The organism is Sneathiella sp. HT1-7, assembly GCF_020731145.1.
GTDB lineage: Bacteria > Pseudomonadota > Alphaproteobacteria > Sneathiellales > Sneathiellaceae > Sneathiella.
Genome location: NZ_JAJFZN010000005.1, coordinates 214,554 through 240,597, shown reverse-complemented (window position 1 = coordinate 240,597; position 26,044 = coordinate 214,554). Strand labels below are relative to the sequence as shown.

The window sequence follows — 26,044 nt, the reverse complement described above, 5'->3', positions numbered from 1 at the left end:
AGCGGATGGAACGCACGCTATCAACAGGTCGCCAAAATGCTAAAAAAAAATGTCGAACTATTCAGTTTTAAGTATAGCGTTTATTCCCGAATAGTCAGGATTGTTATGCTGGAAAAGGGAATCGCGCTTGAAACGCATGAGATTAACCCCTTCGCCGAAGATGCATCGGCCAATTATATCGACATCCATCCCTTCAATCGCGTGCCGGCCATCCGACATGGTGATTTTACTCTTTATGAAACAGGCGCAATAACTCAGTACCTGGATGAAGCATTTGAAGGGCCATCCTTACAGCCCGAGACAGTAGTGAAACGCGCCAGAATGCGTCAGGTCATCTCCATCGTCGATAGCTATGGATACTGGCCGCTCGTCCGTAAAGTCTTTTCCGAGAGGGTCTTTAATCGCGCTTTCAGAGAGACGACAAACGAGGCTGTTGTAAGCGAAGGATTGGAAGAAAGTGCCCCTGTACTTGCTATCCTTGAAAACCTAGCGAGCGATAGTGGATATATCGCAGCCACCTCTTACTCTCTCGCCGATGCACATCTGGTACCGATGATCGATTATTTTCTGATGGCACCTGAGGGTACGAATATGTTCCAGAGCTATCCAAAGCTTGTAAGATGGTGGAATTGCGTGAAAGAGCGACCGAGCACTATTGCAACACGACCTTTTTTGACATCGGAAAAACCTTAGGAGCAATCCACGCAGCCAGTTTATGCATGAGTTAAAGGTAGGTTAGGATTAATCAAAAGAAAAATTTATGGATAGGAAGCCAAAATGCGCCTAATCAAGCCGACCGATTTTGAAGGTAAAAATGCATGGGATGCCCTTGGTATTGAGAAGATATCGAACGCCACCGTTCGTCTTCATTGGACGGATCAACCCTATATTTGGCATGTGAATGACGGACCGGAGGTATTCGTTCTGTTGGATGGTAAAGTCGATATGCATATACGTGAGGCTGGGCAAGAAAAGGTTCTGACGCTATCCCCCGGTGATATTTTCCATGCTGAAGCCGGCGATGAGCATAAGGCTGTTCCGCGAACGCCTGCGCGCATTTTGGTAGTTGAGACTGAAGGTAGTATTTAACCCCAGAACCAAAATTTCACTTACTGCAAATGCACATATTCATAGTCAACCGGCATGTTATTGATGCCACGATCAGGGGCCGCGATCCAGCCAGCCATCTTGCCGGGCTCGGTCACCTGCTGCATCAGGCTGTGAATGTAGACGCGATCATTTTCGGAAGGGAGAAACTCATCATGACGACGGTCAAACTCGTCCGCTGAAATAAAGTCCCCTTTCGGGTCGGTAACCACATCCGCCCAGAATCCTATTTTTCGGCGAAACCGGCTTGACGGCAATTCAATAGCGAAATCAAATCCCGCTTTCTTAATCAGGCGATTCCAACGCGTTATCCCGACCATGCAGTCCTTGATATAAGCCGTGCGCACCTGATCGTTAATGGCACTACGAACCGTAATCTCTTCCGTTTGCACACCACCGGCGTCATCAGGCTTTTCTATCTGTAAGGAGGTTTCCCGCTCCACATGATCCTTGAAAACCCTTTCATCAGGGCGCCCCTTGATACCATTCGCAAAGCTAATCGCCGCATTAGATGAAACTTCCGCACCGAACAAATCCATGCAGGACGAGAACCAGAAATTTACAAAACGCTGCAGGGTCGGCAGATCGATGACCCCTGCTTTGCGCAAGGTTGCCGGGTCGTCCGTCTTGAGTTCCGTCATGACCTCTAAGGTGCGCTTGATTATCCGAGTGATGCCAGTTTCACCAACATACATATGATGCGCTTCCTCCGTCAGCATGAACTGACAGGTGCGCGCGAGCGGATCGAAGGAGGATTCGGCCAGGCATTTCAGCTGATATTTCCCGTCACGATCCGTGAAGTAAGTAAACATAAAGAAGGAAAGCCATTCACTGATCGGCTCGTTAAAGGTGCCGAGAATGCGTGGATTATCTTCGCTGCCAGAATGGCGCATCAGCAGATCTTCCGCTTCCTCCCGGCCATCGCGACCAAAATAAGCATGCAGTAGATACACCATCGCCCAGAGATGCCGCCCCTCCTCCACATTAACTTGAAACAAATTGCGCAAATCAAAGAGTGACGGGCATGTCTGACCGAGAAGGCGTTGCTGCTCAACCGACGCCGGTTCGGTATCGCCCTGAGTCACGATCAGACGGCGAAGGATTGAGCGATACTCCCCTGGCACCTGTTGCCATACCGGTTTGCCGAAGTCGTCGCCAAAGCCGATAGTCCGATCCTTTTCTCGATCCGCAAGGAAAATACCCCAACGATAATCCGGCATCTTCACTGCACCGAACGTCGCCCAACCTTTCGCGTCAACAGACGTTGCCGTGCGAAGATAGACATCACTCGTCTGGAACCCTTCCGGCCCCAAGGTCTGCCACCAATCGAGGAAACGCGGTTGCCAATGCTCAAGTGCCCGTTGCAAACGGCGGTCATTGCCAAGATCGACATTATTCGGGATGAGTTCCTGATAATTGATCGCCATCCTACACTCTCCTTTTGTCAAATTCTGCTTTGGTACCGCTGCCAAATAATTTAAGCGCACCTTTTTCACCAACGGCATTGGGTCGATTGAATATCCAGTTTTGCCAAGCAGATAGGCGCCCGAAAATCTTCGTGGCCGCTGTCTCGGTTCCGCCGAAGCGCAAGTTCGCCTCAAGACCGGTGAGAGCATCAGGTGACAAGCTGGAACGTTCTTCTATCAGCAGCCGGATTTCATCCTCCCAATCAATGTCATCGGGAATGAAAGTGACAAGGCCCCTTTCCTCCGCCTCTATCGCATTGATCTCTATACCGGTTTGCTGCTTCAGGATATTGAGGGCCGCTTCATCTTCATAAAACCGTCGGGCGAGTCGTGTAATTCCATTCACGGCTTCGTAAGCGCCGAAATTCATCTCGCTTAAGGCAATATATGGCGGATTGCCGTCTTCTTCAGCAATATCCAGCATATAAGTACGATCTGCCGCGAGCGCGAGTTCGTAAAGAGTGCCCGCGAAGCAAGAATCTTCTTCAATGAGAGCGAAGAGACTGCGGGAGGACACATCGAGGCGCGCCAAGGTCCGGCGTAGCATGCCAATCACTTCCCGAACAAACCAGTCGTCCTGATTCTCTGAGAGAATGGCATCGGTCTTTAATACGGCGTCGATTTGCCCGCGCGTTTTAAGAAGGAAGGTACCGACCTCCTCATTATTCGCGCGCAGCATCAATATAGCGTCGTCCAGCTCACGCGCCATAGCAAGTGGCCACCAGCTGGCACCCGCCGCATGAATATCTGTAACTGTTTCCGGCAGTTTGGAATCAGGAGACGTGATTGTAATTGTCGCGGCCCCGGCCTCTGCATCCAGCGTGGCATCGACATAACGATAATGATAACCGCCCTCATCTATCCGGCGATCAAGCGCCGTCAGTTCAATTCCTTCTGCATGCTCCGGACGAGAACTATTTGTGGCCAATTCCTTCGCGCGCGCCATTACCTTCTCATCAAAGTTATTTCGCGGCACGACCTCATCGACCAGCCGCCATTCTTTCGCTCGCCGTCCGCGCACCCCGTCAGGGTTGGTGCAAAACACATCGGCAAGATCATGGCGAACTTTGCGCTTATCCGTGAGGCGAGTAAGGCCGCCTGTCCCCGGGAGCACCCCAAGAAGTGGCACTTCCGGCAGGCTCACTGCGCTGGAGCGGTCGTCAATCAGGAATATTTCATCACAGGCTAGCGCCAGTTCATATCCCCCGCCAGCAGTCGTGCCATTACAGGCAGCCAGAAACTTTATGCCTGAAAAACGGCTCGAATCTTCAATGCTATTGCGGGTCTCATTCGTGAATTTGCAGAAGTTCACTTTCCAGCCATGGGATGAAGTGCCCAACATGTAGATATTGGCGCCGGCACAAAACATCTTCTCCAGCCCACTTGTAACGACAACGGTGCGGACTGTTGGATATTCAAAACGGATCCTCTGCAACGCGTCGTTCAGCTCAATATCCACTCCAAGGTCATAAGAATTGAGCTTAAGCTGATATCCCGGAACCAGCCCGCCATCCTCATCAACTGCCAATGTCAGGGTGGCAATGTCATCATCAACAGAAAGCTGCCAATGGCGGTAATCATTGGGATGTCTGTCAAAGGTGATCATGGGGTTGCCATCCAAGGTTGCCTATGGAAAAATAATACACTACATGCACTAAAGTGCATGTCAAGCAATTTGCCGTACATTAACCCGCCAGAAGGCCCGTCGTCACACGCTCCAGATCGAGAATACTTTCTGAAACCTCTTTGTCGGCAGTATCGCAACTTGCGTCCGCACGTCGGTAGAGCGGCTCCCTTGCCGCAAGAATCTGCTTAAGATCGGCCATTGCCTCGCGGCTGTTCGCCATGGGGCGCATATCCCCTTGGGCAACGACCCTCGCCATATGTTCTTCCGGACGCGCCTGAAGCCAGATGACGTGGGTTCTGCTTAACAGAAGAGAGAGGGTCTGCTCATCGACGACAATGCTGCCACCCGTCGCGATCACAACATTATCCTGCCGGGTAACAATATCCGTCAGGCAACGCCGCTCCCACCTGCGAAAGGAAGGTTGACCTGCCAGCGCGAAAATTTCGTCAAGGCTTGCCCCAAATTCCTTTTCAACAACCTTGTTTAACTCGATATACCGAAAACCAAGTCTTTCTGCTAGAAGCGGGCCAAGGGTTGATTTTCCGGCGCCACGAAGACCGATCAGAGATATGCGCTGGCCCTTTGCAGCTTCTTCCGATTTGACCAGATGCTGTTGGGCTACCGCAATGACAGCTGCAATCTGCTCCGACGGCAATCGTCTTGCAAGCCTGTGAAGCTCGCGCATTTCCGAGCTGGACTCCTCACCAACTGAGACCAGATCAACAAGAGACGTATCCATGGCCTCGGCAATCTGCCTCAGTACAAGCATGGACGCATTCCCCTCGCCTGTCTCCAACTTGGCAAGGTAGCGCTCCGACACACCGGAATCGCGCGCTAGAATTTTGCGAGTCATGCCCCGCTGCGCCCTCAAGGCACGAACATTAGCGCCAAGCGCAGAAAGAAAATCATCCGCCTGATTATCTTCTCTTTGTTCGGCGCCGAAATTGGCCTTACTCATGTCACAACTCGCTGCTGAAGGAACATTATCCGCTGGACAAAATGCATTATATTTCCTATTCCGTCTTTTGAGTAGTTTTTTTTGGAGAGACGTAACATTGGCCGAGCAGATAAAAATTCTTGTCAGCACCATGACCGGAACAGCTGAGCTTGTCGCCGAAGAAATAGCAGACGCCCTTTCAGCCAAGGGAGAAGATGCGGAAATCCTGATGATGGATGATCTGAACGCTGATATTCTGAACAGCACCACCGCCTATATCATCTGCACATCGACATACGGACAAGGGGATATCCCGGACAATGGGCAAGCCTTCGTCGATAATCTCTCCGTTGCGGCACCGGATCTATCTGGTATCAAGTACGGCGTCTTCGCCCTTGGCGACCTAACCTATAATCAGACTTTCTGTAACGCCGGAAATCTATTTGACGCAGCCTTCAAGAAATATGGCGCAGTGCTTGTCGGAGAAATCATGCGACATGACGCCTCCTCTGGAGAACTGCCAGAGGATCAGGCGGGAGAGTGGGCAGAGAACTGGCTTGAGCTTCTTAAGGCCGCATAAATAATTTTATCGGAGATGCTTGCCGTCAAGATAAGGGTAAGAATAAAATCGGGGCAACAATAGACGACAAAAGCGCATAGAAACAAAACAGGAAGCGCTTTTCATTCTGGGAGGGATGCAATGTCAAGCAATGCCGAAACGGCAGACGTTTTCAATGCGGCTGTAGATCTGATCGATCATAATCTAGCTGCCGGGCGAGCACAGAAAACTGCTGTCATTGATAAATCCGGCGCGCATAGCTATCAGGCGCTAAGCGATAGCATCAATCGCTTCGCCAACGCACTAAAAGAAATCGGCATCCAGCAGGAACAACGGATTATTCTTTGCCTAAATGATACTATTGATTTCCCGGTCTGTTTTCTTGGCGCGATCAAGGCCGGAGTCATCCCCGTCCCAATCAACACTCGCTTCACCGAAAAAGATTATCAATTTATTCTCAATGACAGCCGGGCCACCGCTTTGATTGTCTCGAGCGATTTGCTGGGCTCCTTTGAACGCCATCTCGATAGTCATCCGGCGTTGAAATCAATTATCGTGTCCGGCGAGGGCCCAAATGGATACGATAGCCTCACTGAACTAATTAACGCCCAAAGCACGGAATTCGCGGCGGCAGAAACATCACGCGATGATATGTGTTTTTGGCTCTACACCTCTGGCACGACTGGCATGCCGAAAGGCACGGTTCACCTACATGGCAATCTCCGCGCAACGGCGGATTTATACGCAAAGGAAACCATTGGTATCCGTGAAGATGATATCATGTTCTCCGCAGCCAAGCTGTTTTTCGCTTACGGGCTGGGAAATGGACTGACCTTTCCCTTTTCTGTTGGCGCAACCGTCCTCCTGTTGGAAGGCCCGCCCACACCAGACACTGTGTGCGATATTATAGAAAACCAAAAACCGACGATTTTTTACGGCGTGCCAACGCTGTTTGCCATGCTTCTGGCGAGCGGCCTTCTGCCCGCAAAGGGCAAGCATAACCTCAGGTATTGCACATCAGCCGGCGAAGCTTTGCCCACTGATTTGTTCGCCCGTTGGCAGAAACAAATGGGCATTGATATTCTGGACGGGATTGGCAGTACCGAAATGCTGCATATCTTTCTCTCCAACCGGCCCGGAGATGTCCGCCCGGGGTCAACAGGCAAGCCAGTCACAGGATATGATATCCGTCTAACAGGGGACGATGGCCTGCCCGTTCCTCAAGGGGAAATGGGTGCGCTGGAAATTTCCGGACCGTCAAGCGCCCTTATGTACTGGAACCGTCGCGACAAAAGCTTAGAGACATTTCAAGGGCCATGGACGCGAGCGGGTGATAAATATTATCAGGATGAAGAAGGGTACTTTATTTATTGCGGACGAACGGACGATATGCTCAAAGTGGGCGGGATTTATGTCTCGCCATTCGAAGTCGAAGCGGCCCTTATCGAGCATGAATCTGTCTTGGAGGTCGCCGTTGTGGGGAAAGCAGATTCGGATCAGTTGATTAAGCCAAGAGCAGTGATTGTCGTCAATCAAACGGACTATGATTCGGAAGCCTTGGCAGAGGAGTTAAAACAATTTGTCAAAAAACGGTTGGCAGCCTTCAAATATCCAAGGTGGATCGAGTTTGTCGATGAACTTCCCAAAACGGCAACAGGGAAAATTCAGCGGTTCAAGTTGCGCTAACTTTCCTGATCACCCATGACTGAGTGGACTGCGGCGCAAAAATGGCGCTCTGTCATATTGCTCGCCATGTGCCAGGTGATGGCGCTCTCTCTTTGGTTTTCTGCAACGGCAGTGATTCCGGTTTTAAAGGAAGAGTATGGGCTTAATGGTTTGCAAGCGTCCTTCTTCTCCAGCGCCGTTGCCATCGGTTTCGTTTGCGGCACGCTAATCAGTGCAACCCTTAGTTTAGCAGATCGTATCCCTCCCAAGACTTTTTTCGCCGCAGCCACCTTGACCGCTGCAATGGCAAACGGAGCAATCGTCCTTTTTGACCCAACTTCTCACTTTGTTATTTTCCTTCGTTTTTTAACCGGCGTCTGCATGGCGGGTATTTATCCGGTCGGCATGAAGATGGTGTCGACATGGGCAAGACGGGATACCGGACTTCTTGTTGGATTGCTGGTCGGAGCGCTGACCATCGGGAGTGCGTCTCCGCATATCCTTAATCTTTTGGACACAAGTGGGATCGACTGGCAATTGACCCTAGTTGCGAGCAGCCTTCTCGCGATCTGCGCGAGCGGCCTAATAACTCTAGTATCCCTTGGCAGCAAGATGCCCAAAGCACCGCCATTTGATCCCTCTTCCGCCTTTTATGCCTGGAGGAATAAATCCCTGCGGCTAGCGAACTTCGGATATTTCGGCCATATGTGGGAACTCTATGCAATGTGGGCCTGGATCGGTCTTTTTCTGTTTGATAGCTTCCAAATTGCGGGGGTAGAGAATGGTCAATTTTATGCCAACCTTGGTACTTTTGCGACAATCGCCATTGGAGGGCTGGGTAGCCTATTCGCCGGAATAGCCGCAGATCGCATCGGCCGGACGACGGTCACCATTTTCGCAATGGCCATAAGCGGAACATGTGCCATTCTCGTCGGCTTTCTATTTGGTGGCTCCCCCACTTTATTGATGGTCGTCTGCTTGATTTGGGGCATTTCCATCGTTGCCGACTCAGCCCAATTTTCAACCTGTGTTATTGAACTCAGTCCCAAGAATATGATCGGCACGATGCTGACGATCCAGACTTCTATCGGTTTTTTAATAAGCTTGGCGACAATCCATTTGATTCCCGTCTTCATTGACCTTATTGGCTGGCAATATGCTTTCGCCACACTTGCTATCGGACCATTTCTCGGCGTGATTGCCATGGCAAAGCTTCGCCTTCAGTCAGAGGCGACCTTACTGGCGAATGGGCATCGTTAATGTAACTGCTATATACGGGGTTGATTTATCGCACTTTAAGCCAAATACTTGGATATGAATTGGCGCGAGAGAGAATAGGGGAATATGATGATCAAAGGTCTTCACCACAACGCTTACAGATGCCGAAATTCTGAAGAAACGCGTAAGTTTTATGAGGACTTCCTTGGGCTTCCACTGGCCGATGCCCTTTCCATCAGCGAATCCATGACGGGTCGAAAAACCGAGGTCCTTCATACGTTCTACCGGATGGATGATGGTTCCTTCCTTGCCTTCTTTGAAGCCCCCGATCAGGCGTTCGAGTTCAAGGACCAACATGACTATGACCTGCATATCGCGCTTGAAGTTGATATGGACAGCCTTCACAAAATGTTCGCCAAAGGCAAGGAAATGGGTATTGAAACCCGTGGCATTTCAGATCATAAATCAATCCATTCAATCTATTTTCGCGACCCCAATGGCTATGTGATCGAGCTAACGGCCAAGGTTCCGGAAAAAACCCCTGATCCTGAAACAGCCGCTGCACATGCGAATAAAATGTTGCATGAATGGAACGAAGCCCATAGTGCAGCATAAAATCCTACCGGGAAGATCCTTTTAAGGTTGTTTGCAGGGGCAGTTTAAAAATAATCTGTGCGCCTTGGACATGTTGTACCTAAGGGGGTTTTGATGCAGCGTCGCGAAATTAGATGGATCGTTCTTATTGGTTTGGCGTGCATTACGGGCCTGTCTTCGGCGGCAGCCTCGGCGGGAGAAGATCGCTACATTGGGTATTACTATCCCGCCCCGGCGGAGATCGAAACTTATTGTGCCCGCGTTCCACCGCTTTCCGATATGGATAAACGCCGACGCGTCGGATTCGTTATCGGAATTAAGGAAGGAATGTCCAACAAGCCCTATGATTCGGCGTACTCAGTCTTTGTGAAGGGCGGCGAATCCAGAAAATTGATCATTGTCGCCAAGACGGACGGCCATCTGGAAACTATATACCGGGTCCGAGCATTGCTTGCTGATCTTACCAATAGCGCCCGGACAACGCCGATCTTTGAAGAAAGCGGCGCGCCGGAAAACCTGACCTTTCTGGACCTGCTAACCTTGCTAGGATTTGAATCCGTGACCGTAAGCGATGGCGACGAATTCACCCATCAGGTTGAAATGCGGCAATTGACCGAAGACGCGTGCCATACACTGCCTATTGATTAGTAATGTTCCACTCCGGGGATGCGGCACTGGCCGCTGGTATACATCATCGTTACCGTACAATTTTCAGACAGCTGCACGGTCAGGTTTCCTTTACATTTTTCAAAGCTAACCCATCCATTCAGCTCTTCATAACCTTCTGAAGCAACCGATCCCCGACTGGAAACAACATAGGTAACACGCGCCGCGCCTAGTGCATCTATGTCCAGCTTTTCAAGCTCAGCCTCCACAACTCCGGCACAGCCGGTTTCACGCCAGTCTTCTGCCCATACCGTAATCGGCAGCAACGTAACGGCGATTGCTAAGCCTACAACAATCATATTACCTTTTTTCATTTCGGCCTGTTTCCCTCAAGAGAACTTAATATATCTACCATGTGATTTATCATGGCCTTTAACTAAAGCATTGGGCTACAATTTGACGGAAAGCAACAACCATAAAAAGGAAAAAACATGCAACCAGTAAATGTTGTCGCCATGATCACCACCAAACCCGGCAAACGAGACGAGGTTCTTACAGCCTTCAAAGCCAATGTCCCTGCTGTTCATGCGGAAAAAGGCTGCATTGAGTACAATGCCGTTATTGATATGGACGGTGTCGGCGGTTTTCAGGCGGAACTTGGGGAGAACAGCTTCGCGGTTATCGAAAAATGGGAAAGCATGGATGCGTTAATGGCCCATGCCGCCTCGGATCATATGAAAGCTTATGGTGCAAAAACTAAGGATATGTTGGAAAGCCGGACCATTCATATCCTAAAATCTGCCTAAAAATCAGATATCTTACGCCCTTTAAGACGAAGGGAGGAACGTGACATTTAGATCGACGCGTTCCTCCTCTATAAATTAAAAGCCGATATGCAATCCGCCATCGATGGACAAATGCTGGCCCGTGACATAGCTCGACGCATCGGTAAGCAGGAAACAAACGCCTTTGGCGACTTCCTCCGGCGAGGCAAACCTCTCCAGCACAACTTGCGCCATATAAGTATCGCGGAACTTGTCTGACCGGATTGTTTCCGTCATTTCTGTCTCGACAACACCAAAGCAGGCACTATTCACACGAATGCCATAGCGTCCCCATTCCTTCGCCGCACTCATGGTGATACCAAGGACACCGGATTTCGCGGCTCCATAGTTGATCTGGCCAACCGTTCCCCGGCGACCCGCAACAGATGAAATATTAACGATCGCACCCGGGTTTTTATCCCCATCCTTCACTCGTTCAATCATATGTCGGCCGACTGCCTGAAGGCAATAGAACACGCCGCTGAGATTGACATCAATCACCTGCTGCCATGTCTCCACCGGCATTTTATTAATCATTGCCGCGCGGACGATACCGGCATTATTAATCAGTCCGTGAACTCCGCCGCAGGAGGCAACTGACTTTGTGACCATGTCCTGGACGAAGCCTGGATCGGCAACACTACCCACATACATTTCAGCATTATCGGACCCAAGCTTGTCCGCAACGGCCTGAAGCTTGTCTTCCTGTAGGTCGACGAGAATAGCGCGGCCGCCAAGATTGACGATCATCTCCGCCGCAGCGGCGCCCACTCCTTGCCCCGCGCCGGTGACAATAATATTACGGCCCTCTAGCGACATCGGATTATACATAGTTTACCTCTTTTATTATTTTTTTGGTTTTAATTTCCGGCAGGCTCAAACATGGGTACGGGAGGCCCGTCACCTTCAGTTTCGGCAAAACATACCTTTACTTCCTGATCAATTTCCAACGCATCAAAATCGCAATTGACGATATTCGTCATCATACGAATATCAGTGCCCGCGAGTGTGACATAGGCAATTGCATAAGGAATCGGTGCCGCGCGAAACACGCTAAAAGAATAGATATGCGCCCGACCATCGCTTTCCTTGAAGTAAGTATCATCACTGCCGCAATGCGGGCAAATAGACCGGGGATAATAATGAGGGGCCTCACAGGAGCGGCAATATTTCACCAACAGTTTGCCATCACGAATGCCATCCCAAAAGGGGCGGGTTTCTTCTTCGATATGCGGGGCGGGTATGGTTCTTTGTTCTGTCATTGTTATACCCTTTCCAAGATTAATGTACCTGCAGCGTGTCTCGTTCCAAGCGACCCACCCGTTCCATGGGCAACGGCAAGATCGCAGTTCGCAACCTGAACAGCCGGATGTGCTTCCCCTCTTAGCTGACGCACGGCCTCAATTACTTTCGTCATGCCGCCGCGGTTGCCCGGATGGTTATTGCAGAGCCCGCCGCCATCTGTATTGAAGGGTAATTTTCCGACGCCGGAGATGAGATTGCCATCAGCGACAAATTTGCCACCGTCCCCTTTGGCGCAAAACCCGAGATCTTCAAGCTGGATAAGAACGGTAATAGTAAAGCTGTCATAGATTGACGCATATTTGATATCAGACGGTTTTACACCCGCTTCAGCAAATGCCGCAGGCCCTGAAAACGCGCCTGCCGAATAGGTTAGATCAACATGTCCGCCCATCTGATGCTTGGGAGCTTCGCCCGCGCCCATGATCCGTACCTTCGGACGATTGAGTTCCGCCGCAACTTCGGGCGCCACCACAACCAATGCTCCGCCCCCATCACTGATCACGCAGCAATCGAGACGATGGAGCGGGTCGGCAATCATCGGCGAATTCACAACCTCATCGACCGTGACTACCTTTTGTAACATGGCATTGGGGTTGTGCTGCGCATGATGAGAGGCGGCAACCTTGATCCAGGCCAATTGCTCGCTCGTCGTCCCAAACTCATGCATATGACGCCGGGCGCACATTGCATAGTTATTGACAATTGTCGGCGCAAACGGGAGTTCGAAGGCAACATCAGGGGAGTCTATGCCGTAATTGCGTGGCTTGGTGCCTGTTGCCTCACCGGAAGAGCGAGGCTTACCTGCGAGCGTGATCAAGGCCACCTTGCATTTGCCTTCTGCAATCGCTTGCGCCGCATGAGCTACATGGATCACATAGGACGATCCGCCGGTTTCCGTGGTGTCGATATGGCGCAATTTCAGCCCCATATAATCGATCATGGAAAGACCGCCTAATCCCGGCGCATCACCAGCACAGAAATAGCCATCGACATCGTCCTTGGTCAGGCCTGCATCTTCAAGCGCCCCTTTGGCAACTTCCGCGTGGAGTTGTGCGAGTGATTTACCGACAGCCTTTCGCGTCGGATGCTCATATGCTCCAACGATATAGGCTTTCCCTTTTATGGTCATGAGAAAGATACCTTATTGTTATTATTATCCATGCATTTACGGCATGTTTCGGACGATAAACGTAGCAAAGCGCCATCGGACATTCAACGATATAATGCTGCGGGACGGCCAAGGGGTACGACGATGTATAAAAAAGCCGGAGGAGACACAGTCTCAACTCCGGCTTTATATTGGTGGCTCCTCCCAGACTCGAACTGGGGACACATGGATTATGATTCCACCGCTCTAACCAACTGAGCTAAGGAGCCACAGAGAAGGCAGCCAATCCGCGTAAACATACGAGCGGCTGGCGCTTTGAAGCCCGGTTTTTAGGGTTTTTACAATGTTCTGTCAAGCAAGGAAATAACAATAATCAGGCCAACCGACGCTGATTGTCAGCGATTTTAACAGGCGCCTCCGTTCCGGCAATCCAGCCCCCGCCAAGAAGCCGGTCGCTGTCATACATGACGCAAGCCTGTCCAGCGGAAACACCCGGTTCCGCTTTTGCGAGATGAACCTCTGCCCAGCCGCCCGGAGCGCCAAAAACGGTCGCCGTCATCGGTTCCTGTGTCGACCGGACCTTGACCATCACCTCCGTACCGTGTTCGCTGAGTGGAACATCACCGATCCAGTTCATTTCCCGCAAGGTGAGTTTAGAGACAAGAAGCGCCTCTGTTGGTCCCACGATGACCCGGTTTCGGTTTGGATCAATCCGAACGACATAAAGCGGGTTTCCGGTCGCAATGCCGAGACCACGACGCTGACCAATTGTGTAATTGATGATTCCCGTGTGCTGGCCCAGAATATTGCCGTCCAGATCGACAATATCCCCCGGCACAGCTGAACCCGGCCGCATGCGTTCAATAACTTTTGCGTAGTTGCCGTTCGGAACGAAGCAAATATCCTGACTTTCAGGCTTTGCCGCGACTGCCAGATTGTATTTATCGGCAAGCGCGCGCGTTTCTTCTTTCGTCAAATTACCGAGAGGAAAACGAAGATAGTCTGCCTGCTCCTGCGTCGTTGCAAACAGGAAGTAGCTCTGGTCCTTGATGGCATTGCGCCCACGAAAGAGATGAGCCTTGCCGCCACTGTCGTCGCGGCGAAGGTAATGACCGGTCGCCAATGCAACAGCCCCCAAATCTTTCGATGTTTCCAAAAGATCCCGGAATTTCACGGTCTGATTACATCTCACGCAAGGTACCGGGGTTTCGCCGCGTAAATAGCTGTCGGCGAATTCATCCATTACGCTATCCTGAAACCGGCTTTCATAATCAAGGACATAGTGGGGAATGCCAACGGCCTCCGCCACACGCCGCGCATCATGGATGTCCTGACCCGCGCAGCAGGCGCCTTTTTTCTGAACTGCCGCGCCATGATCATAAAGCTGCAACGTGATTCCGACCACGTCATAGCCCTGATCTTTAAGGAGCGCAGCCGTAACCGAACTATCGACTCCGCCTGACATGGCGACAACGATGCGGGTATCTTCCGGTGCTGTATCAAACCCTAGTGAATTCATGGCGGGCAATATAGAGCGCGCCAACTAATATGCAAGCCTGTCGCGCTGTAAAACTGCCATTTACAGGAAGTTCAGCAAACTCATACGGTTGATTGTGCTCAACACATTGTAGGACATCTCTAGCGCAAGTTCCCGCTGTGTAAGATTAGCAATCGCCTCGGCGGCGTCGACATCTTCAATATTACTGACGAACACTTTCGTCTGGTCAATCTGTAAATTGAGGGCCTCCATTGTCTCGTCCATCGTTTTTTGATTAAGGCCATTATCACCGCGAAACCCCGCGAGATCATCCAGCATTGTCTCAAGGCTAGCAATTTCACCGACCAGAAAATCCTGATCCTCCTGCGAAAAGGGAGAACCAAAGCTATTGGAAGGGCCGGTTGGCACCGGTGCAGTAGTCGGCACAACGCCATTCGCCCAAAGTGCCAGTCGTTGCAAGGAGGTCATAATCTCCAACCCGATATCATCTGCCAGTACACCGACTTCAAGGGTCCGGTTTTCATCTATCCGCACTGTCGCCTTGAGGTCATTATTCTGGAAAATATCTGTCGGAGGTTCCGCCGCTGCCATCAAGTCATTAATCGTTGAAATATTCACCGGCGGCACATCATTATTGGTTCCGCCAAAGAGATATCCTTCAGTGTTCTGACTATTCAGGAAATTCAGGACCGTTTCAAATGCCCCTTCGACAGTCCCGGAGAGACCTTGCGGTGATGCCGTGTTAATCGTCGACATAACAGCAGACAGAACATCTCCGCCCGCGCTTTCCATACCGGCCAATGCCTGATCATACTGCGCGAGACGACTCATAACTTTGCCGTTGTTCGCCTCATATTGTTCGAGGCGGGATAGCAATGACTTTGATCCAGCAAGATTTGTTACATCCATATGGATGTCCTTGTAGTATTCCGCGACATGTCCCGTGGACACCTGCCGTTGAGCATCTGAAAGCTTATACTGGCTCCCCATCATTTCTTTGATTAGCGTCTGGCTTTGCTGAAATGTTGAAACGCGTGTCATCGTTTTTCTCCTAAACGAGATTAATCAGGACGTCATACATTTCCCGCGCTGTCGTAATGATCTGCGCAGAGGCATTATATGCGTTCTGGTAAATGATAAGATTGGCAAGCTCCTCGTCCATGTTAACGCCAGAAACTGACTGCATTCTGGCTTCGAATTCGCCGCTCAACGCAGCGCGATCACTTTGCAGGCTTTCGGCCCGCGCCGCATCCAGCCCTGATTTTGCCAGTATCTGGGCAGCATAATCACCAAGAGAAACAGAAGATCCTGTCAACCCGCCCACAGTCGCAAACGAAAAGGATTGAGTTGCTAGGTCCTGAAAGGCAAGTGCACCTCGGTTATCCGCTGCGGTGAGCGCAGGCGTTCCTGATGGATCAATTTTTGCGGTTGCCAGAAGCTGGAGGTTGGCCGAGATTGAGGGATCGACAGAAAATTCCAACCCGGCATCTGCCGGATATTGAAGACCGACACCGAACATTTCTGAGAAACTTGTCCCGGTCCCGCCGCGATCCGAAGTATCCGACGGAACATTGATGCTGTAATTCTCAAGCCCGGCGGCAGAGGTGAAGGCCAAGGCGCCATTTGCATCCACTGATGCAGTCACGAAGCCCCCCATGTTACTGTTGATTTCCGTAACAACATCCGCCATCGTTCCGCCAATCGCACCGAAATCCAGAACCATCGAAATGGGTTCTTCCCCATTCGGACCAATCAGCTCCAAGGTTGTCGTCCCAGTAAAACCATGAGCATCGGCCGACGTTAATCCGGTCTTATATGACGTATTTGTCCTCGTCGTTATTAAATCATTCATTCCAAAGAAATGGGAGAATCCACGCTCACCACGTTCGGAAGGATTAGCGGCCTCTTGTCCGATGCCAACACCCGTTGCACCACCTTGTGCGGACATTGTCAGAACTCCGCCCGTGAGGCTCAGTGTTCCGGCACCGAGGGCGCCGTTCACTTCGGCCAAAACATCGGCCATCGTCGTTGTCCCGGGATTATCAAAATCAACCGTATAAGAAGCCACAATATTATTACCGGCATCAAAACTGTAGAACGTTGCCTGACCCGTAAAGCCATGCGGGTCCGCCGCCAGAACACCTGTTCCGCTCCCTGTCAACGTTGCAGGCGGCGGAATGGCAATATTATCGTTATGCACGGCGTTAAACTGATCCGCGACCCCGGAGGCAAGCGCACCGATCTGAGCGGCAAGATTCGGCAGCTCGGTATTTCGCATATCGATCCAGCCACGGAGCGATCCACTCTGTAATTCCGGATCCAGCGCAAGGCCGGTATCCGCTATTGTCTGTGTCGTCGGATCATAAACATTGAGCGTGATCTGATCGAAAATGGTCTGGCTGGTAACATCAGCCGCCGGCGAATAGACGAGCTGGCGCGGCTCAAAATCGAGAAGCTGCTGCCCGGCATCTGTTACCACCGCAATGGCACCATCCGTCATGGAATATGTCTTAATGTCCATGATCTCAGAAATTTCAGAAAGAGCCTGGGACCGTTGGTCTTCCAATTCTCCGACCGGCTGATTGCTCTGCGACGCTGACTTAATTTCCAAATTCAATTCATAGATTCTGAGAATGGCGTCGTTCACGACATTCACTTCTTCCGCAATATGATTATCTGCTTCTTTTCGGAGATCCTGGACCCTTGTGAGCAATCGATCCGTCTCAATCCCAAAATTTGCAATTTCATCAAGCGCTGCCGTTCGCGACACCGACATTGTCGGATCGATCGTCAGCGCGGCAAATGCGGAATTCATACTGTCGAGCTTGCCCGTCAAGGAATTATTCGCCGCTGGATCACCAAGCAGAGACTGCAGCTGACCATAAATTTCCGACATGGCTTTGTATTGTTCGGATCCGGCCGTCGCGAGACGCAGTTCTTTCGCAATAAACTCATCCGTAATACGCCGAACTTCGGATATCTCCACACCAGAGCCAATGCCATTTATATTGATGGCGCTGTATTCAACTGTTTTACGCGCATATCCTTCAGTCTGGACATTGGCGATGTTCGTTGATGTCACATTCAGAGCGGTTTGATGCGCCAGCATACCGCTTACACCGGAGTTAAATATTGCATTCAGGCTCATAATACTTGCTCCAAAGCGTTTGGCATAACGAGTGTTTCACTGGAAAAAATAGCCTCTGCCTGGCAAAAGCTACCGGGTTGCATTTGCGCATCAGTCGCGGAAAAATCCCGAGATATACTTTTAACTGTATGTTTTATATAGTTTTTTAACGTCATATCGAACTGCTCGCATATATTCTTCCGGCACGAAACCCCGCCTTCACCCATAAAGAAAGCAATTTCAATGCCAAGTCGTGATGCCTAATAAGAGAATAGTTCTATCTCAGTCAAAAACAGACTGAATGCGCGTGGCATGATTCCGCAGGGTACCAACATTCCAGTTTGGCAACGCCCCCTCGATCCCGGTCCTTTTTTACTCGGCAATATTATCCCTTTCACCCAACAAAGCTGGTGCCATCTGGAATATTTTTCCCGATTTGGCAGTTTATGAGATCATCAAACCCTTATTTTTATTGGCAATTTTAAATTTTACGAAACTGGCCCGATGCTTGCTTCTTATATCGACGAGTAATTATGGCGCGCGACGCATTTATATTGAACGAGAGAGACATCATGGATGTTGGGCAAATAATATCAGCGACGACAGAACCGAAAAATCGGGACAAGGATCCGTATCGGAACGAGGACGAAGATTTCGCAAGTTATGTGAATGAGGCGGCCCCAAAAGATGAGTCGCCTATTAAAGAGAAATCCGCAGGTCAGAATAGCGGCGACGCGGAAGAACCCGCAATGACGCAGAACACGGCACCAGAGAGTTCAGTCAAGGACGACAGTGCGCCTAATGAAGATGTGCCCGCGTCCAACTCCACCCCTGCCGCCGTAGATAAAGCCCCCGCATCTGAAAAAGCTGCAGGTACGCAGGTGGTCGATAGCACGGCCGCGTCAACAACAGCGTTACCGGCAACCCCGGTCTCTGCTCCAGCTCCAACGGGAACTGACGTAACGGCAGAGAAGTCTCCAACTTCGGTATCCGCACCGGCCATCACCGCAGCAAACGCGCAAGCGCCTACTGTTGGCGCCTCTCCAGAAACTCCAACAGCCGAGAATGATGTAGTGGCAGATGCGGGTAAGAAACCGGAGATAAATGCCAACCCTACCAATATAAAAAATTCTGACGCCACCTCAGCTCAGGCCGCTGCTTCAGTTAGTGGAACGGCGCAAACTGACGCGAAGAAGCCGGCAGAGAAAAATGTGGCGACTACATCTGCCCAACCGGGAAATGAGAAAGCTTTAGCGACACCCGCCTCCTCGGAAGTGCTTGCCACTATGCGGGCTGAGGCCAACGCCAAGATGAGCGAGAAAGACGTCCTTTCTTCAAAAATTGCCGAGATGCTTCAAGACGGAAATGGAAAAATCAGCCTGACTGCGTCAAAGCAGCAGCAAAGTTTCCAGACAGCGCTTGCCAGCAGCACAAATTTGGTCACAGCCAATTTGGCCAATAATGCCACCGCGAATCCAGCCTTGTTGGCCGGAGCCAGCGGTGAAATGGATGGGGCCGGTTCCCAAGCGCCCCTGCCCGTGACAGGCAATGCGCAAGTTCTGCCCTCAGATTCCATGAACCAAACTTTGCCGGCCGCCCCGACGGGGAGTGTCCAGAGTATAGAAGCAACGGCAGCAAATACTGCCAGTCAGGCATCGAATGCTGCCCGTGCTGCCGCTCAATTGCCGGTAACGGAGCAAGTATCGACACAAATCAGCGCCGCCATCAAGGAGGGACATGATCGGATCAAGATTAGCCTGCATCCGTCTGAACTCGGCCGGGTCGAGGTAAAACTCGATATTGGTCATGACGGCCGCGTCCTTGCGGCTGTTTCCGTGGACAAGCAGGAAACACTCGACCTCCTGCAGCGGGATGCCCGCAGCCTGGAGCGCGCCCTGCAGGACGCCGGTTTCGATACAGGATCCAACAGCCTGAACTTCAGCCTCAATCAGAATGGTCAGGGTGACCAGGGTGAGGATATGAATTTCGCAAACATGAATCTGCCGATGGGTGAAGCGGGAAGTGATACAGATTTGTCTAATATTCCTCTTCAGACAACGGCTGGGGCGTCAATGAATGACGGCGGCCTAGATATCCAAGTTTAGATAATCGAATAACTTAATTGATTTCAACAAAGTGAGTATTGAATCATGCCGGAAGTAACGTCCACCTCCCAGACCCAGAGCAGCGCCGCACAAACGGCGCAAACAAATCTGGCCAGCAATTTTGATGATTTTCTGACATTGCTGACAACGCAGCTGACCAATCAGGATCCGTTGAATCCGACTGATTCAACGGAGTTTACAAATCAGCTAGTGAACTTCACGAATGTCGAACAGTCGATCGCAACGAACCAGAACCTGGAAGCGCTTGTGCAACTGGAGCAGATGTCGCAACAGAACATGTTGGGCGCGACAATGATCAACTATCTCGGTAAGTCCATTGGCACAAATCTCAATGTTTCCGCATTGAGCGGCGGCAATGCAGCCTGGAATATTGACCTCGGCAGCAGTGCCGAAACCGTCAAGTACGACGTTTACAACCAGAATGGCGACATTGTGTTTTCCGAAACCGCGGAAGGTGTCCCGGGCGGCAAACAGCAATATAGCTGGGACGGCACGACCAAGAATGGAACCGCCGCTGAAGATGGCGCCTATTATCTTGTTGTTACAGGCGAGACAGCCGGCGGCAGCTCCGTCGCTGTCGATTACAGCTTTGAGGGCATCGCATCAAGCGTCGAAACTGTCAACGGCGAGCCCGTCATGATGGTCGGCGATGTTCCAATAGGCCTCGGCTACATCACTTCCGTAACGCAACCAACAACGACTGATCCGTCCGCTTAATCGCGGCTAACAAAGACGCCTTCGCCATTCATTAGGTGGGCGGTAATATTAGGAGAGAAAAAATGAGTTTAACAGCAGCAATGTTTTCCGGTGTTTCGGGACTGGCCGCGCAATCAACGGCGATGGCGACTATCTCGGACAATATTTCCAATACAAACACAATTGGCTACAAGGGCACCAACGCGATTTTCTCTACACTGGTGACCGAAAGCGCCACTGACACAACTTATTCTGCGGGCGGTGTACTAGTTCACCCGCGCGCGCAGATTGACCAGCAAGGCCTGATCACAGCATCGGATTCCACAACACATATGGCAATCGCAGGTGACGGTTTCTTCGTTGTGTCAACAGCAGCAGATCCGACAACCGCAGGCGGTAACTATGTTTACACACGCGCCGGAACTTTTGAACCGGATGCGACTGGCCTCTTGCGCAATGCGCAGGGTTATTACCTGCAGGGCTGGGAAATCGATCCTGATGGTAACATCCCGGCAAACCAGTCTGACCTAGCGGCATTGTCTCCTGTCAATATTACGGGTCTCACAGGTAACGCCGAGGCAACCTCAACCATTAACCTCAAGGCCAACCTTTCGTCCGATCAGACCTCTTTTGGGGCAGGTTATGTCGCAGGCGACATGACAAGTGGAGCGGTTGATCCTCATTTTGTTCGGTCTTTCCAAGTTTATGACAGCATGGGTTCCGCTCACGGCATTACCTTCAATTTCCTGCGGACGGGTTCCGGCGCTACTCCGAATGAATGGACCGTCGAAATCACTGCGGATATTGACGGAGATGGATCAGAAGATATGCTCTCTTCCAGTGTCGCCGCCTTTAATTCCGACGGTACATTGGATCTTGGCTCAACAACACTCACGAATACAATCACCATTCCTTGGGCTGCGGCCTTGGGTATTGATACGCCACAAGCAGTTACGCTGAACTTTGGTTCCGACGGCCTGTCTGACGGCTTTACGCAGTTTGCTTCGAACTCCGAGCTTGTCTCTTCTGAAGTAAACGGTGCTTTGTTCGGTGCCTTCAACGCGGTCTTTATCGATGAGGAAGGAACAGTTATCGCCAAGTTTGATAATGGTACATCAAAGGAAATTTACAAGGTTCCAATTGCGACATTCGCAAACCCGAACGGATTGCAAAACCGTGATGGCAATGCCTATGACGAAACACCCGAGTCAGGAACCTTCACTCTGCGTGAAGCAACCCTGGGCGGAGCTGGCACTATCATCTCCTCGGCAACGGAAGCGTCCACCGTCGATATTGCGGAAGAATTCACACGAATGATCATTACTCAGCGCTCCTACTCCGCGGCGGGTAAAATTATCACGACTGCTGATGAAATGCTTGAGGAATTAATCCGCCTGAAACGATAGGTTTTAGGACTCTGAAACTAACATTTTCATGGCGGGAAATAGGCCCTTCCGCCATGAAGATAAAATTAACCACCCTCATTAGCTGTTTGTTAAATCGATAGGCCTATGATCTGAATTCAAGGCGAAATGTTAAGTATGAGGTAGAGTACAGATGCAGTCGCAAATGGACCGCAAAGTAAATCGGATTATTGGACTGGACGGTCAGCCCATGACGATCCATGATCTGCCGCCGAAAGATACCAAGAGATGGGTCATTCGGCGGAAAGCTGAAGTAGTTGCCGCAGTTCGCGGTGGACTCATCAGTCTAGATGATGCATGTCGACGCTATACGCTTTCAGTCGAGGAATTTTTATCTTGGCAAAAAGCAATTGATAAACACGGCTTGCCAGGACTTCGGACAACCCGGATCCAGGAATACCGTCCAAATGATCCATCTTATAATGGTGACTAGTTAATTTACTTGTTATTCACTTTTCAAAAAGCCCGGCCAACATGCCGGGCTTTTATTTTTTGTCCAACTCGGGCAACGACCATAACCGCCAGCTAGCTGGAAATTTAACCTCACGAAAACCAGCTAGGCAAAAAATTCCATATACCCGGCAAATTTTGCCTGCTGTTAACCAGTTGTTTATCTCCTCATCGTATCTTTTGTGAAGTGGAACAAATTTTACCGGTATTTTAATTGAGTGGGAGCACAAACGTGAACGGAATAAGCCAGCTTCTGCAGAGCCTGGGAACAGTAAGAGTGATTATCCTTGGCGGCGTTGCAGTTGGGTTGATCGCTTTGATCATGTTAATGGCGACGCGGATCAGCAGCCCGGATTTTGCTCTGTTATATGGCGGGCTGGAACCGTCCGACTCCGCAGCCATCGTCTCCAAGCTTGAAGCTGAGAACATTCCGTTTCAGATTTCTGGCAATGGCCGCGATGTCCTTGTTCCAAACGATCAAGTCGCTTTGTTACGCCTCAAAATGGCCGAGGCAGGCCTGCCCAATGGCGGCTCCGTTGGCTATGAAATCTTTGATAACTCCGATACCTTCGGCACGACAAGCTTTGTTCAGAATGTTAATTTTGTCCGAGCACTTGAAGGTGAACTCGCCCGCACAATCCGCGCCCTGAACAACGTCTCCGCCGCACGTGTCCATCTCGTACTGCCAAAACGAGAAGTCTTCAGCCGCGACAAACGAGAGGCCAGCGCCTCAATTGTCTTGAAACTTAACGGCCGGGGACGGTTGACCGACGACCAGATTGCCGCTGTCCAGCATATGACGGCTTCTGCTGTTCCTTCGCTTTCTCCATCCCATATTTCCATCGTCGATGAAAACGGCAATCTGCTTGCGCGAGGCGATGGCAAGGAAACGCAGGGTTTCGGCATCAGTTCGCAAAGCGACTTCAAACGCATCGCGTACGAAAGCCACCTCAAAGAACAGATTGAGCAGCTACTTGAAAAATCATTAGGCCCCGGCAACATCAGAGCCGAAGTCAGCGCCGTTATGGATTTTGATCAGCGCACCATTCAATCGGAAACTTACGATCCAGATAGTCAGGTTGTTCGCTCCTCGCAATTGGTCGAGGAGAACAGTTCCTCTAATGAAGGTGCCACCAACGATCCTGCCGTATCAGTTGCCAATAATCTACCGGAAGCCGGCGCGGATAACGGTGGTGGATCCAACTCCAAGGATGCGGCCTCCCGAACGGAAGAAACAGTCAACTACGAAATCTCAAAGACTGTTACCACGGAAGTACGCGAATCCGGGCCGGTTCGCCGTCTGACAGTCGCCGTCCTTGTCAACGGACGTTCTGAAATTGCTCCGGATGGCACCCGCACTTATGAGGCAATGAGCGAAGAAGCGCTTGCTCAGGTGAGCCGACTTGTTAAATCAACAATCGGCTTTAACGAAGAACGCGGTGATGTCGTCGAAGTGGTCAATATGCCCTTCGCAGAGGTTATAGAAAAATTTTCAGATGAAGAAATCGTCACCGATGAGATCTTCATGGGCCTGACTAAGGCTGATTTGTTCAAAATGGGGGAAATGGGCGTTCTTGTCGTTGTCGCAATCCTTGCGCTACTGCTCGTTGTTCGCCCCCTTCTCAATCGGGCGCTAACCACCGGCACCGCAACACCGGCCCTTGCAGGACCTGGTGGTGCGGCAATGGCAGGAGCACTGCCCGCTGGCGGTGCCGTACCCGCAATTGCCAGTAGTCAGGGGCAGGCAGGAAATGCACAGCAATCTGAAACGCTCAATGAAGTCGATAGCATGATCGACCTAGATAAAGTTGATGGTCAGGTCAAGACCTCAGCGCTCAACAAGGTAAGCGAAATCGTTGACAAGCATCCAGACGAAGCAATTTCCATTCTTCGTAGCTGGCTCTATCACGACGCATAAGGGAACGTCTTTTTATGGTTGCAACTGATACAAAATATCTGACCGGGCCCGACAAAGCGGCCATCATGATGCTCGCCCTCGGAGATGAGCATACAAAGGACCTTTGGACTCGACTCGACGAAGAGGAGATCAAGGAAATCTCACAGGCGATGTCCAACCTCGGATCTGTCTCTGCAGAAGCAATGGAAGCACTATTCGTCGAATTTGCGGGCAAAATTTCTTCGACCGGAAATATCGTTGGCAGCTACGAAGCAACAGAACGGTTGCTTATGAAAGCACTCTCGGGCGACAAGGTCGAGGGTATCATGGAGGAAATTCGTGGCCCAGCAGGCCGCACCATGTGGGATAAGCTGGCCAATGTGAACGAACAGGTTCTCGCCAACTATCTGAAAAATGAATACCCACAGACTGTGGCTGTTGTTATGAGCAAGATCAACCCCGGTCATGCCGCGAAAGTCCTCTCCACCCTGCCCGAAGATTTCTCCCTCGAAGTAGTCAACCGGATGCTGCAGATGGAATCCGTACAGAAAGAGGTTCTCGATAAAATTGAGGATACTTTGCGCAGCGAATTCATGAGCAATCTCGCAAAAACCAATAAGCGGGACAGCCATGAAATGATGGCGGAAATTTTCAATAATTTCGATCGCAATACAGAAGGCCGCTTTATTTCGGCACTGGAAGAGAGGAACCGGGACTCGGCTGAGAAGATCAAGGCCCTGATGTTCACCTTCGAGGATCTGCTGAAACTCGATCCAGCCGGCGTACAGACGCTGCTTCGGAATGTTGACAAGGAGCGCCTTGGCATCTGCTTGAAAGGCGCGTCGGAAAGCCTGCGCGACCTTTTCTTTACCAATATGTCTGAGCGAGCGGCCAAAATTCTCCGCGAGGATATGGAAGCGATGGGTCCTGTTCGTCTCAAAGACGTTGATGAAGCGCAAATGGAAATTGTTAATATCGCGAAAGAACTGGCCGATAGCGGCGAAATTATGCTGGCCGATAGCGGTGGCGACGACGAGTTGATTTACTAGGATGCGATTAGACATGACTGCAACCAACAGATTTCTGTTCGACACCGATTTCGGTACGGGTCCGTCCGCCTCGAAAACGGTGCAACAGCCCGTTCAACGCGAAGAACCGATTTTCACGGAGAGCGATGTCACGGCGCTGAAAGCTGAAGCCTTTGAGCAAGGCCTGCGCGAAGGCCAAAACCAATCCCAGCAGGAACTGGAAACTGCTGTCGCCGGAACAATGACCACGATCAGCTCTCAGTTGGAAACGCTCATGTCCAGTCACGAGGAAAAAATTGTTGCCCTAAAACAGGATTCAGCGAGCCTGGCCCTTTCGATTGCATCGAAACTTGCCCCGGCACTAATCGAACTCGCACCCGAGACAGAAGTAAACAAACTGATCGAAGATTGTCTTGCCGATCTTCATGATGAACCTCGGATTGTCATTCGCGCAAATGAACATGTCTGCGAGAAAATTTCCGGAAAGATTGACGAAATCACAAATCGGGCTGCTTTTCAGGGAAATCTTATCCTTCTTCCTGACGAAACCAAACATGCTGGCGACTGCCGGGTTGAATGGGCTGACGGCGGAACAGAGCGCCGCCTTGAAGATATCGAGGCGCGCCTTGAAGAAGTTATTAATCGCTTTATTCGCTCATCCGGCGAGACAGAGCAGGAAACCCAACAAGTTATGGATCAGCCGTCCGCTGAGCAATTTTAAGGAGTGAGACCGTGGCAGAAGATGAAGAACTCAACCTTGAGGACCTGAACAAGACACCGGC

Annotated in this window: 25 protein-coding genes and 1 tRNA gene; 15 read left to right on the top strand and 11 right to left on the bottom strand. The window is 50.9% G+C overall.

Features of this window, described 5'->3' with window-relative positions; genetic code table 11:
- Positions 1-36: 36 nt before the first annotated feature.
- The gene (locus LKE13_RS17345) at positions 37-693 is read left to right on the top strand and encodes a glutathione S-transferase family protein (RefSeq protein WP_227952883.1); all 657 of its coding nucleotides are present in this window, start codon (positions 37-39) and stop codon (positions 691-693) included.
- An 84-nt stretch (positions 694-777) separates the two neighbouring features.
- Positions 778-1,089, top strand: a complete 312-nt coding sequence (locus LKE13_RS17340) for a cupin domain-containing protein (protein ID WP_227952881.1) — start codon at positions 778-780, stop codon at positions 1,087-1,089.
- A 20-nt stretch (positions 1,090-1,109) separates the two neighbouring features.
- On the opposite strand, the gene boxB is transcribed toward LKE13_RS17340, so the two are convergent.
- The 3 genes from boxB to LKE13_RS17325 all read right to left on the bottom strand — a co-directional run bounded on the left by boxB (position 1,110) and on the right by LKE13_RS17325 (position 5,158).
- Positions 1,110-2,534, bottom strand: a complete 1,425-nt coding sequence (gene boxB, locus LKE13_RS17335) for a benzoyl-CoA 2,3-epoxidase subunit BoxB (protein WP_227952879.1) — start codon at positions 2,532-2,534, stop codon at positions 1,110-1,112.
- Between the two features lies 1 nt (position 2,535).
- The gene (gene boxC, locus LKE13_RS17330) at positions 2,536-4,179 is read right to left on the bottom strand and encodes a 2,3-epoxybenzoyl-CoA dihydrolase (protein ID WP_227952877.1); all 1,644 of its coding nucleotides are present in this window, start codon (positions 4,177-4,179) and stop codon (positions 2,536-2,538) included.
- Positions 4,180-4,258: 79 nt separating this feature from the next.
- Entirely contained in the window at positions 4,259-5,158 is a 900-nt protein-coding gene (locus tag LKE13_RS17325; RefSeq protein ID WP_227952875.1) for a helix-turn-helix transcriptional regulator, read from the bottom strand.
- Positions 5,159-5,255: 97 nt separating this feature from the next.
- Here LKE13_RS17325 and LKE13_RS17320 point away from each other — a divergent pair, with 97 nt between their 5' ends.
- The 5 genes from LKE13_RS17320 (at position 5,256) to LKE13_RS17300 (ending at position 9,821) form a co-directional block, all read left to right on the top strand.
- Complete coding sequence (locus tag LKE13_RS17320; protein ID WP_227952874.1) at positions 5,256-5,717, top strand: flavodoxin domain-containing protein; 462 nt, start codon at positions 5,256-5,258, stop codon at positions 5,715-5,717.
- A gap of 120 nt (positions 5,718-5,837) precedes the next feature.
- Positions 5,838-7,382 (top strand): benzoate-CoA ligase family protein, encoded by a 1,545-nt coding sequence (locus LKE13_RS17315; RefSeq protein WP_227952873.1) that lies wholly within the window; start codon positions 5,838-5,840, stop codon positions 7,380-7,382.
- A gap of 15 nt (positions 7,383-7,397) precedes the next feature.
- Positions 7,398-8,621 carry an MFS transporter gene (locus LKE13_RS17310; protein WP_227952872.1) on the top strand — a complete coding sequence of 408 codons (1,224 nt, stop codon included), beginning with the start codon at positions 7,398-7,400 and terminating at the stop codon, positions 8,619-8,621.
- An 84-nt stretch (positions 8,622-8,705) separates the two neighbouring features.
- Complete coding sequence (locus LKE13_RS17305; RefSeq protein ID WP_227952871.1) at positions 8,706-9,194, top strand: VOC family protein; 489 nt, start codon at positions 8,706-8,708, stop codon at positions 9,192-9,194.
- Between the two features lie 93 nt (positions 9,195-9,287).
- Positions 9,288-9,821 carry a hypothetical protein gene (locus tag LKE13_RS17300; protein WP_227952870.1) on the top strand — a complete coding sequence of 178 codons (534 nt, stop codon included), beginning with the start codon at positions 9,288-9,290 and terminating at the stop codon, positions 9,819-9,821.
- Here the strand turns inward: LKE13_RS17300 and LKE13_RS17295 are convergent.
- Positions 9,818-10,153, bottom strand: coding sequence for a hypothetical protein (locus LKE13_RS17295; protein WP_227952869.1), 336 nt, complete (start codon positions 10,151-10,153; stop codon positions 9,818-9,820). The two genes, LKE13_RS17300 and LKE13_RS17295, sit on opposite strands and share 4 nt — an antisense overlap.
- A 117-nt stretch (positions 10,154-10,270) precedes the next feature.
- Between LKE13_RS17295 and LKE13_RS17290 the strand changes: the two genes are divergently transcribed.
- Complete coding sequence (locus LKE13_RS17290; protein WP_227952868.1) at positions 10,271-10,585, top strand: putative quinol monooxygenase; 315 nt, start codon at positions 10,271-10,273, stop codon at positions 10,583-10,585.
- A gap of 75 nt (positions 10,586-10,660) precedes the next feature.
- On the opposite strand, the gene LKE13_RS17285 is transcribed toward LKE13_RS17290, so the two are convergent.
- The 7 genes from LKE13_RS17285 to flgK all read right to left on the bottom strand — a co-directional run bounded on the left by LKE13_RS17285 (position 10,661) and on the right by flgK (position 17,662).
- A complete protein-coding gene (locus tag LKE13_RS17285) occupies positions 10,661-11,434 on the bottom strand; it encodes an SDR family NAD(P)-dependent oxidoreductase (protein WP_227952866.1) in 774 nt (257 codons plus the stop codon).
- Positions 11,435-11,463: 29 nt separating this feature from the next.
- Positions 11,464-11,865 carry a Zn-ribbon domain-containing OB-fold protein gene (locus LKE13_RS17280; protein ID WP_227952859.1) on the bottom strand — a complete coding sequence of 134 codons (402 nt, stop codon included), beginning with the start codon at positions 11,863-11,865 and terminating at the stop codon, positions 11,464-11,466.
- A 2-nt stretch (positions 11,866-11,867) separates the two neighbouring features.
- Positions 11,868-13,037: a thiolase domain-containing protein gene (locus LKE13_RS17275; RefSeq protein WP_227952857.1), complete on the bottom strand. Its 1,170-nt coding sequence runs from the start codon at positions 13,035-13,037 to the stop codon at positions 11,868-11,870.
- 171 nt (positions 13,038-13,208) lie between these two features.
- Positions 13,209-13,285 (bottom strand) — tRNA-Met (locus LKE13_RS17270).
- 104 nt (positions 13,286-13,389) lie between these two features.
- On the bottom strand, positions 13,390-14,535 hold the full coding sequence (gene mnmA, locus LKE13_RS17265) for a tRNA 2-thiouridine(34) synthase MnmA (RefSeq protein ID WP_415776556.1): 1,146 nt from the start codon (positions 14,533-14,535) through the stop codon (positions 13,390-13,392).
- 60 nt (positions 14,536-14,595) lie between these two features.
- Positions 14,596-15,555, bottom strand: coding sequence for a flagellin (locus LKE13_RS17260; protein ID WP_227952853.1), 960 nt, complete (start codon positions 15,553-15,555; stop codon positions 14,596-14,598).
- Between the two features lie 10 nt (positions 15,556-15,565).
- Entirely contained in the window at positions 15,566-17,662 is a 2,097-nt protein-coding gene (gene flgK / locus LKE13_RS17255; protein WP_227952851.1) for a flagellar hook-associated protein FlgK, read from the bottom strand.
- A gap of 551 nt (positions 17,663-18,213) precedes the next feature.
- On the opposite strand from flgK, the gene LKE13_RS17250 reads away from it, so the two are divergent.
- The 7 genes from LKE13_RS17250 (at position 18,214) to LKE13_RS17220 (ending at position 25,983) form a co-directional block, all read left to right on the top strand.
- Positions 18,214-19,746, top strand: coding sequence for a flagellar hook-length control protein FliK (locus LKE13_RS17250; protein ID WP_227952843.1), 1,533 nt, complete (start codon positions 18,214-18,216; stop codon positions 19,744-19,746).
- 45 nt (positions 19,747-19,791) lie between these two features.
- Positions 19,792-20,484: a flagellar hook assembly protein FlgD gene (locus LKE13_RS17245; RefSeq protein ID WP_227952841.1), complete on the top strand. Its 693-nt coding sequence runs from the start codon at positions 19,792-19,794 to the stop codon at positions 20,482-20,484.
- Positions 20,485-20,546: 62 nt separating this feature from the next.
- A complete protein-coding gene (gene flgE, locus LKE13_RS17240) occupies positions 20,547-21,869 on the top strand; it encodes a flagellar hook protein FlgE (RefSeq protein WP_227952839.1) in 1,323 nt (440 codons plus the stop codon).
- 151 nt (positions 21,870-22,020) lie between these two features.
- On the top strand, positions 22,021-22,320 hold the full coding sequence (locus LKE13_RS17235) for a DUF1153 domain-containing protein (RefSeq protein ID WP_227952837.1): 300 nt from the start codon (positions 22,021-22,023) through the stop codon (positions 22,318-22,320).
- Positions 22,321-22,569: 249 nt separating this feature from the next.
- The gene (fliF, locus tag LKE13_RS17230) at positions 22,570-24,255 is read left to right on the top strand and encodes a flagellar basal-body MS-ring/collar protein FliF (protein WP_227952836.1); all 1,686 of its coding nucleotides are present in this window, start codon (positions 22,570-22,572) and stop codon (positions 24,253-24,255) included.
- Positions 24,256-24,269: 14 nt separating this feature from the next.
- Positions 24,270-25,283 (top strand): flagellar motor switch protein FliG, encoded by a 1,014-nt coding sequence (fliG, locus tag LKE13_RS17225; protein ID WP_227952834.1) that lies wholly within the window; start codon positions 24,270-24,272, stop codon positions 25,281-25,283.
- 13 nt (positions 25,284-25,296) lie between these two features.
- Positions 25,297-25,983 (top strand): FliH/SctL family protein, encoded by a 687-nt coding sequence (locus LKE13_RS17220; protein ID WP_227952832.1) that lies wholly within the window; start codon positions 25,297-25,299, stop codon positions 25,981-25,983.
- Positions 25,984-26,044 lie beyond the last annotated feature (61 nt).

Coding starts and splice junctions, on each gene's coding strand:
- LKE13_RS17300 (WP_227952870.1), top strand. CDS start 9,288: ATGCAGCGTCGCGAAATTAGATGGATCGTTCTTATTGGTTTGGCGTGC.
- LKE13_RS17250 (WP_227952843.1), top strand. CDS start 18,214: ATGGATGTTGGGCAAATAATATCAGCGACGACAGAACCGAAAAATCGG.
- LKE13_RS17235 (WP_227952837.1), top strand. CDS start 22,021: ATGCAGTCGCAAATGGACCGCAAAGTAAATCGGATTATTGGACTGGAC.
- LKE13_RS17325 (WP_227952875.1), bottom strand. CDS start 5,158: ATGAGTAAGGCCAATTTCGGCGCCGAACAAAGAGAAGATAATCAGGCG.
- LKE13_RS17260 (WP_227952853.1), bottom strand. CDS start 15,555: ATGACACGCGTTTCAACATTTCAGCAAAGCCAGACGCTAATCAAAGAA.
- LKE13_RS17310 (WP_227952872.1), top strand. CDS start 7,398: ATGACTGAGTGGACTGCGGCGCAAAAATGGCGCTCTGTCATATTGCTC.
- LKE13_RS17295 (WP_227952869.1), bottom strand. CDS start 10,153: ATGAAAAAAGGTAATATGATTGTTGTAGGCTTAGCAATCGCCGTTACG.
- LKE13_RS17280 (WP_227952859.1), bottom strand. CDS start 11,865: ATGACAGAACAAAGAACCATACCCGCCCCGCATATCGAAGAAGAAACC.
- LKE13_RS17285 (WP_227952866.1), bottom strand. CDS start 11,434: ATGTATAATCCGATGTCGCTAGAGGGCCGTAATATTATTGTCACCGGC.
- LKE13_RS17340 (WP_227952881.1), top strand. CDS start 778: ATGCGCCTAATCAAGCCGACCGATTTTGAAGGTAAAAATGCATGGGAT.
- boxB (WP_227952879.1), bottom strand. CDS start 2,534: ATGGCGATCAATTATCAGGAACTCATCCCGAATAATGTCGATCTTGGC.
- LKE13_RS17345 (WP_227952883.1), top strand. CDS start 37: ATGCTAAAAAAAAATGTCGAACTATTCAGTTTTAAGTATAGCGTTTAT.
- LKE13_RS17245 (WP_227952841.1), top strand. CDS start 19,792: ATGCCGGAAGTAACGTCCACCTCCCAGACCCAGAGCAGCGCCGCACAA.
- LKE13_RS17220 (WP_227952832.1), top strand. CDS start 25,297: ATGACTGCAACCAACAGATTTCTGTTCGACACCGATTTCGGTACGGGT.
- boxC (WP_227952877.1), bottom strand. CDS start 4,179: ATGATCACCTTTGACAGACATCCCAATGATTACCGCCATTGGCAGCTT.
- fliG (WP_227952834.1), top strand. CDS start 24,270: ATGGTTGCAACTGATACAAAATATCTGACCGGGCCCGACAAAGCGGCC.
- LKE13_RS17290 (WP_227952868.1), top strand. CDS start 10,271: ATGCAACCAGTAAATGTTGTCGCCATGATCACCACCAAACCCGGCAAA.
- mnmA (WP_415776556.1), bottom strand. CDS start 14,535: ATGAATTCACTAGGGTTTGATACAGCACCGGAAGATACCCGCATCGTT.
- LKE13_RS17305 (WP_227952871.1), top strand. CDS start 8,706: ATGATGATCAAAGGTCTTCACCACAACGCTTACAGATGCCGAAATTCT.
- flgK (WP_227952851.1), bottom strand. CDS start 17,662: ATGAGCCTGAATGCAATATTTAACTCCGGTGTAAGCGGTATGCTGGCG.
- flgE (WP_227952839.1), top strand. CDS start 20,547: ATGAGTTTAACAGCAGCAATGTTTTCCGGTGTTTCGGGACTGGCCGCG.
- LKE13_RS17315 (WP_227952873.1), top strand. CDS start 5,838: ATGTCAAGCAATGCCGAAACGGCAGACGTTTTCAATGCGGCTGTAGAT.
- LKE13_RS17275 (WP_227952857.1), bottom strand. CDS start 13,037: ATGACCATAAAAGGGAAAGCCTATATCGTTGGAGCATATGAGCATCCG.